This is a genomic window from Novosphingobium flavum, from assembly GCF_014230315.1.
Taxonomy (GTDB): Bacteria; Pseudomonadota; Alphaproteobacteria; order Sphingomonadales; family Sphingomonadaceae; genus Novosphingobium; species Novosphingobium flavum.
Genome location: NZ_JACLAW010000014.1, coordinates 101,121 through 108,921 on the forward strand (window position 1 = coordinate 101,121; position 7,801 = coordinate 108,921).

7 protein-coding genes are annotated in these 7,801 nt (G+C 68.8%); all 7 read left to right on the top strand.

What is annotated here, in order from left to right; genetic code table 11:
- Positions 1 to 57 precede the first annotated feature (57 nt).
- Positions 58 to 1,704 (top strand): sensor histidine kinase, encoded by a 1,647-nt coding sequence (locus tag H7F51_RS16455; protein ID WP_185665404.1) that lies wholly within the window; start codon positions 58 to 60, stop codon positions 1,702 to 1,704.
- 4 nt (positions 1,705 to 1,708) lie between these two features.
- Complete coding sequence (locus tag H7F51_RS16460; RefSeq protein ID WP_185665405.1) at positions 1,709 to 2,341, top strand: response regulator; 633 nt, start codon at positions 1,709 to 1,711, stop codon at positions 2,339 to 2,341.
- A 224-nt stretch (positions 2,342 to 2,565) separates the two neighbouring features.
- Complete coding sequence (zwf, locus tag H7F51_RS16465) at positions 2,566 to 4,005, top strand: glucose-6-phosphate dehydrogenase (RefSeq protein WP_185665406.1); 1,440 nt, start codon at positions 2,566 to 2,568, stop codon at positions 4,003 to 4,005.
- 56 nt (positions 4,006 to 4,061) lie between these two features.
- Entirely contained in the window at positions 4,062 to 5,888 is a 1,827-nt protein-coding gene (edd, locus tag H7F51_RS16470; protein WP_185665407.1) for a phosphogluconate dehydratase, read from the top strand.
- A gap of 40 nt (positions 5,889 to 5,928) precedes the next feature.
- Entirely contained in the window at positions 5,929 to 6,903 is a 975-nt protein-coding gene (locus tag H7F51_RS16475) for a glucokinase (protein ID WP_185665408.1), read from the top strand.
- Positions 6,900 to 7,514 carry a bifunctional 4-hydroxy-2-oxoglutarate aldolase/2-dehydro-3-deoxy-phosphogluconate aldolase gene (eda, locus tag H7F51_RS16480; RefSeq protein WP_185665409.1) on the top strand — a complete coding sequence of 205 codons (615 nt, stop codon included), beginning with the start codon at positions 6,900 to 6,902 and terminating at the stop codon, positions 7,512 to 7,514. Before H7F51_RS16475 ends, eda begins: the two co-directional genes overlap by 4 nt.
- 88 nt (positions 7,515 to 7,602) lie before the next feature.
- A partial coding sequence (locus H7F51_RS16485; RefSeq protein ID WP_185665410.1) for a hypothetical protein occupies positions 7,603 to 7,801 on the top strand: 199 nt, incomplete at its 3' end.

Genomic DNA, 7,801 nt, shown 5'->3' on the forward strand with positions numbered 1-7,801 from the left:
CTTGACCCTCGGCTGGGGCGCGGCACAGTGTCGCGCAGGAGGGGTCTGCCGTCGGCGATGAGTGTCAAGTCGATCTTTGAATACAGGTCCGCACGGGTCATCGCCGTCTATCGTGCTGCGCTGTCGCTGGTTTTCCTGCTGGCCCTGATGCTGGACCCGTCACGCGACGGGCTGCACGAAACGGCCAGCCGGCTGCTGCTGTTCGGCTATTTCACCGTCAGCCTCGCCCTGATCCTGCTCGCCTGGAAGAGCTGGTGGTTCGACCACATGCTGGCGCCCTTTATTTTGGTGCTCGATTCGCTGGTCTTCATCAGCGGGGTCTTCTTCACCGAGCAGTCGACGGCCGATTTCACCAGCCCGTTCCTGTCGGTCCTGTCGCTGGTCGCGCTCTCGGCGATCATGCGGTGGGACTGGCGGGTGGCGGCCTGGACCGGGTTCGGCCTCACCGCGCTGTTCGTGGCCACCGGCATGGCGATGATGAGCAGCGGGTTGGAGATCGACACGTACCGCTTCGTCAGGCGGATCAGCTACATGGTGGCCCTGCTGGCCGTGCTGCTGTGGTTCGGGGTGCAGCGCCGCGCACCGCATGTACCGGCCATAGCGCCCCCGGTCGAAGGCGATGACGAGGAGGAGCTGATGGCGCGGGCGATGGACTATGCCCGCGAACTGACCGGCGCGAGCAAGGTGCTACTGGCGTGGAGCCCTGCCGAGGAACCATGGGTCGAGATCCGCCGCGACGGGCCGGACGGGCTCCATGCCCAGCGGGCCGGGCCGAAGGTGCTGGACGACTGGGAGCCGGCCTATGCCGCGGTCGAGCTGTTCGACATGCGCCGCCGCCGCAGCCTGCTGCTCGACGACGAGGACCGCGTGCAGCCGACCGTGCCGCACATTCCCGCAGCCCTGACGCCGATCGGCGGGATCACGGAAGGGTTGCAACTACCGTTCCACAACGCCAGCGGCGACGGACTTTTGCTGCTGGGCGGAATTAGCGGCCCGGGTGCGGACTTTCTCCATCTTGGCAAGGCGATCGCGCGCGAGATCGGCTCTGCCTTCGACCGCGCCGTGCTGGGCGAGCTGGAGCGCGCGGCGCTGGTCGGCCGCACCCGCAGCGCGATTGCGCGCGACCTGCATGACAGCGTGGCCCAGTCGCTCGCCGGGGCCTGTTTCCGGCTGGAGGGGCTGCGCCGCAACCTTGGTGGCAGGCTGGTGCCCGAGGCGGACAGCGAGATCGTGGCGATCCGCGACGCGCTGCGCCGCGAGCAGGGCCATATCCGCGGCCTGATCGATTCGTTGCGCGCGCCGGCCCAGCCGCCGCGGAGCCGCGACCTGCGCGGCGACATGGACGGCGCCCTTGCCGATGCCGGGGCGCACTGGGGGGTGGCGGTCGCGCTCGACGCGCCGGGGCCGGTCGAGGTGACCGGCTGGCTCAGCCACGAGGTGCAGCAACTGGTGCGCGAGGCGGTGGCCAATGCCGCCCGCCATGGCCACGCCGAACGGGTGACCGTGCGGCTGGGGCTTGCGCACGGCCGGCTGGCCCTGCAAATCGAGGATAACGGGATTGGTTTCGATGCGGCCAGCCAGGACGGCAGGCCGTGGTCGATCCGGGAGCGCGTCGCCGCCATCGGCGGGGAATTCGCCCTCGAAAGCACGCCGGGCAGCACCGTGCTGGCCATCGAACTGCCGGCCCACAACACGCGAGGATGATGCCATGACTTCCATTCTGCTTGCCGACGACCACGCCTTTATCCGGGCCGGGGTCGAGGCCGTCCTCGGCAATACCGACTATCGGATCGTCGCCAACGTCGGCAGCGGGCGCGAGGCGCTTGCCGCCGTGCGCGAATTGGACCCGGCGGTCTGCGTGTTCGACGTGACCATGCCCGACGGCGACGGGGTCGAGACCCTGCGCGCCATGCGCCGCGCCGGGGACAACCGGCCGGTGATCCTGCTCACCGCCCAGATCGACGATGCCCGCCTGCTCGACGCGCTCGACGCCGGGGTCAACGGCATCGTCGGCAAGGAAGGTGCCGAGGAGACCCTCGCCGATACGATCGACGCCGTGCTCGAGGGGCGCAAGGCGATCGGGCCCGACCTGATCGAGCGGGCGCGCAAGGAAGCGACGCGGCGCAAGACTCCCTCGCCGATGTCGGTCCTAACCCGGCGCGAGCGGACCATCGTCTCCTTCGTCGCCCAGGGCTATCGCAACCGCGACATCGCCAGCGAGCTTGGAATCACCGAGGGCACGGTCAAGGTCTATCTCCACTCGCTCTACCAGAAGCTGGCGATCGAGAACCGGACCGAACTGGCCGTCCTGGCCCTGCGCCACCGCGACGAACTGGCCTGACCTCCGGGGCCGGGCGCGGGATACCGGCGCGGCGCGGTGCGTTGTGAGGGCGTGACGTGAGAGCGTGGCCGGGCCCTTCTTCGCAGACGTATTCTTCACCCACGATCGGCGCGCGGCGTTATTGCACTTGCTAACGGGGGCGCGGAACGAGACACTCGGTTTCGTCCGGCGCCCGACGAAGGGCGTGTGAGACATTTGGCCCTGACGCCCGGGGGGAGCTGCGGATGACCTTTACTGCCGATTGCCTGTTGCTGTTCGGGGCCACGGGCGATCTTGCCCAGCGCATGTTGCTGCCCTCGCTCTGCGCGCTGGATGCGGACAAGCTGGTCGCCCCCGACCTCAAGATCGTCGGCACGGCCCGCCACGCCTATGACGACGAAGGCTTCCGCCAATTCGCCCGCGAGGCGCTGGAGCGGTTCCTGCCCGAAGATCGCAAGCCCGCGATCGAGCCGTTCCTGGCCCGGCTGCACTACCAGGCGCTCGACGCCAACGAGACCGACCACTTCGCCGATCTTGCCGCCAAGGTCGGCCCGATCGAGCGCGGCCTGTCGATCTTCCTCTCCACCGCGCCGGGCCTGTTCGAGCCGACCATCGCTGGGCTGGTCGCCAGCGGCCTTGCCGGAGAGAAGACCCGGATCGGGCTGGAGAAGCCGCTCGGCACCGACCTTGCCACCAGCCGCCACATCAACGACGCGGTCTCCTCGGCCTTCCCGGAAGACCGGATTTTCCGGATCGACCACTATCTCGGCAAGGAAACGGTGCAGAACCTGCTGGCCCTGCGCTTTGCCAACATCATGTTCGAGCCGCTGTGGAATGCGGCGCACATCGACCATGTCCAGATCACCGTGGCCGAGACGGTCGGTCTTGAAGGCCGGGTCGGGTTCTACGACGGGGCCGGCGCCCTGCGCGACATGGTCCAGAACCACATGCTCCAGCTGCTCGCGCTGGTGGCGATGGAGCCGCCGTCGAGCTTCAACGCCACGGCCGTGCGCGACGAGAAGGTCAAGGTCCTGCGCTCGCTGCGCGCCGTGGAGCGCGACGAGACCGTGACCGGGCAATACCGCGCCGGGGCCATTTCCGGCCAGGCCGTGCCCGGCTACGATCAGGAACTGGGCCAGGATTCCGACACCGAGACTTTCGTTGCGATCAAGGCCCATGTCGACAACTGGCGCTGGAAGGGCGTGCCCTTCTACCTGCGCACCGGCAAGCGGCTCTACGAGCGGACCACCGAGATCGTGGTCCAGTTCCGCCCGGTGCCGCACTCGATCTTCGCCGGGCGCGGCGCGCGGACCGAGCCGAACAAGCTGGTTATCGGCATACAGCCGCAGGAAAACATCTCGCTCTCGCTGATGGCCAAGGTGCCCGGGCTCGATCGCGGCGGCATCCGCCTGCGCGAGGTTCCGCTCGACATCCGCATGGCCGATGCCTTCGCCGGGCCGAAGCGCCGCATCGCTTACGAACGCCTGCTTCTCGACCTGATCGAGGGCGACCAGACCCTGTTCGTCCGCCGCGACGAGGTGGAGGCGCAGTGGGAATGGATCGACGCGATCCGCGCCACCTGGGCCGAGCACACCATCCGGCCCAAATCCTACACCGCCGGCTCCTGGGGGCCGTCCGCCGCGATCGCGCTGGCCGAGCGCGATGGCGTTACCTGGCATGAATGAGCGTTTGGGCACGAATGAGCCTTTGGGCGTGAATAATCCTGCACGAGTGAACTGACATGACCCTGCACCCCGTCGTCGAGCGCGTTACCGCGCGGATCATCGAGAAGTCGAAGCCCGGCCGCAGCGCCTACCTTGCGCTGATGGAGGAAGAGGCCGGCAAGCACGGCGATCGCAACTTCCTGCCCTGCTCCAACTTCGCGCACGGCTTTGCCGCCGCCGAGGGCGACAAGGCGGCGATCTCGACGCACCGCGGGCCCAACATCGGCATTATCACCGCCTACAACGACATGCTCTCGGCCCATCAGCCCTATGGCCGCTATCCCGAGGCAATGAAGCTCTATGCCCGCGAGGTCGGCGCCACGGCGCAGGTCGCGGGCGGGGTTCCGGCGATGTGCGACGGCGTGACCCAGGGCCTGCCGGGCATGGAACTGTCGCTGTTCAGCCGGGATACCATTGCCCTGTCGGCCGCCGTGGGCCTCACGCACGCCATGTTCGACGGGGTCGCCCTGCTCGGCATCTGCGACAAGATCGTGCCCGGCCTTGTCATCGGCGCGCTGCGCTTCGGCCACCTCCCGGCGATTTTCGTGCCGAGCGGGCCGATGCCCACCGGGCTTGGCAACCGCGAAAAGCAGAAGGTGCGCCAGCTCTATGCCGAGGGCAAGGCGACCCGCGCCGACCTGCTCGAGAGCGAGAGCAAGTCGTATCACGCGCCGGGCACCTGCACTTTTTATGGCACGGCCAATTCCAACCAGATGATGATGGAGCTGATGGGGCTGCACATCCCCGGTGCCGCCTTCGTTCCGCCGAACACGCCGCTGCGCTCGGCCCTGACCCGTGCCGCGGTCCACCGCCTGGCCGAGATCGGGCGCGACGGGAACGACTATCGCCCGATGTGCCGGGTGGTCGACGAGAAGGCGATCGTCAACGCCGCGGTCGGCCTGCTCGCCACCGGCGGTTCGACCAACCATGCGATCCACATCCCGGCCATGGCCCGCGCCGCCGGGATCACGATCGACTGGCAGGACATCGACGAGCTGTCCGCCGTGGTTCCGCTGCTCACCCGGGTCTATCCCAACGGGGCGGGCGACGTGAACCACTTCCACGCCGCCGGCGGGATCGGCTACGTCGTGCGCGAGCTGCTTTCCGCCGGCCTTGCCCACGGTGACACGCTGACTGTCGCGGCGCATGGCATGGCCGCCTATGGGCAGGAGCCGTTCCTCGACCACGAGGAACTGGCCTGGCGCCCGGTTCCGCACGAAAGCGGCGACGACACCATGCTGCGCCCCGCCACCCACCCCTTCCTGCCCGATGGCGGGATGCGCTTGGTCCAGGGCAACCTTGGCCGCGCCACCTTCAAGACCAGCGCGGTCGACGAGGCGCGCTGGACGATCGAGGCTCCCGCACGGGTCTTCTCCGACCAGGAATCGGTCAGCGCGGCCTTCAAGGCGGGCGAACTTGACCGCGATGTGGTCGTGGTCGTCCGCTTCCAGGGGCCGCGCGCCAACGGGATGCCCGAACTGCACAAGCTGACCCCGCCGCTCGGCGTGCTGCAGGATCGCGGCTACAAGGTGGCGCTGGTCACCGACGGGCGCATGTCTGGCGCCTCGGGCAAGGTTCCGGCGGCGATCCACGTGACGCCGGAGGCCCTGCCCGACGCGGCGGGCAATGCCGGTCCGCTGGCCTTCGTCGAGGATGGCGACATTGTGCGCCTCTGCGCCCGCACCGGCACGCTCGAGGTTCTCGCCGACCTGTCGGGCCGCACCGCGGCCAAGGCGCCGGGCGCCGGCAGCGGCATGGGCCGCGAACTGTTCGCCATGTTCCGCGCCGGGGCCGACGGGGCCGAGCGAGGCGGTTCGGCCATGCTCGCCCTGGCCGGTCTTTGAGTCTGGCCTGAAACAAACGCAAGTCGGAGAGGACTGCACAATGACCGAACTGGTCGCCGTCGACATCGGCGGCACCCACGCCCGTTTCGCGCTGGCAAAGGTCGGGGCCGACAGCACGATCACCCTTGGCGAGCCGGTGACCCAGCACACCAAGGACCATGCCTCGTTCCAGACGGCGTGGGAGGATTTCGCCCGCCAATGCGGTCGCGACCTGCCGCGCGCGGCGGCGATCGCCATTGCCGGGCCAGTCGGCGGGGAGGTGATCCGCTTCACCAACAACCCGTGGATCATTCGCCCGGCCCTGATCCCCGACAAGCTCGGGGTCGATCGCTACACCGTGGTCAATGATTTCGCGGCGGTCGGCCATGCCGTCGCCCGCGCGCCGCAGAGCGAGTTCGCGCACCTGTGCGGGCCGGACGAGGCTCTCCCGAGCGAGGGCACGATCACCATCCTCGGCCCCGGCACCGGGCTGGGCGCGGCACACGTCTGGCGCTCGGGAACAGGGGATTACCGGGTTCAGGCGACCGAGGGCGGGCATATCGACTTTGCCCCGCTCGACCAGATCGAGGACGCAATCCTCGCCCGCCTGCGCCAGCGCTATCGCCGGGTCTCGGTGGAGCGGGTGGTAGCCGGGCCGGCGATCGTCGACATTTACCAGACCCTTGCGGCGCTGGAGGACCGGCCGATCCACCAGCTCGACGACCGGACGATCTGGCAGCTCGGCACCAGCGGTGAGGATTCGCTGGCCGCCGCAGCGGTCGATCGGTTCTGCCTCTCGCTCGGCGCGGTGGCCGGGGACATCGCGCTGGCCCAGGGCGGGGCCGGAGTGGTCATCGCGGGCGGCCTGGGCCTGCGCATCCGCGACACGCTGATGGCGTCGGGCTTCGCCAGCCGGTTCCGTGCCAAGGGGCGCTTTGAAAACCTGATGGCCAGCTTGCCAGTGAAGCTGATAACACATCCCCAGCCCGGCCTGTTCGGCGCCGCGGCCGCCTTTGCCAAGGAGCACCTGTCATGAAGCAGATCGAAACCGTGATGCGCACCGCACCAGTCATTCCGGTTCTGGTGATCGAGGATCTCGCGCACGCCAAGCCGATCGCCGAGGCGCTCGTGGCCGGCGGGCTCAAGGTGCTCGAAGTGACCCTGCGCACCTCGGTCGCCTTCCAGGCGATGGAGATCATGCGGCAGGTTCCAGGCGCGATCGTCGGCGCGGGGACCGTGCTCAACCCCAGCCAGCTCGGCTCGGCGGTCGATGCCGGGGCGGATTTCATCGTCTCGCCCGGCCTGACCCCGGCGCTCGGCCAGGCCGCGATCACTGCGGGCGTGCCGTTCCTGCCCGGCGTCTCCAATGCGGCTGACATCATGCTCGGGCTCGATTTCGGCTTCCACCACTTCAAGTTCTTCCCGGCCGAGACCTCGGGCGGGATCACCGCGCTCAAGGCTCTCGCCGCGCCGTTCTTCGATGCCAAGTTCTGTCCGACCGGCGGGATCAGCGCGGCCACGGCGCCGGACTGGCTGGCGCTCGATCCGGTGCTCTGCGTCGGCGGATCGTGGGTCGTGCCCAAGGGGGCGCCCGACGTGGCGCTGATCGAAGCGACCGCGCGGGCCGCTGCTGCACTTGCACAATAAGGCTGGTATCCGCGCTCGCGGTTGATACCATGCGCCCAAAGCGAAGCCCGGGACGGGGCTGCCTTGGCCCAACCACGAGGGTGACGAGATGACAGACGTGCCGACGATCCGCAGCCTGGAAGAGCGCCTGCAGGAATTGCACGCGCTCACCGCGCAAACTCCGCTGTTCAACCCGGTTTTCCAGCTCGGGCTGGAGCTTTCGCGCGGGCTGGAAAGCGGAACGCTGAGCCTCGACACGCTGGGCGGGCTGGTCGCGGAACTGGAGTGCGAGAGCCTTCAGGACCGCG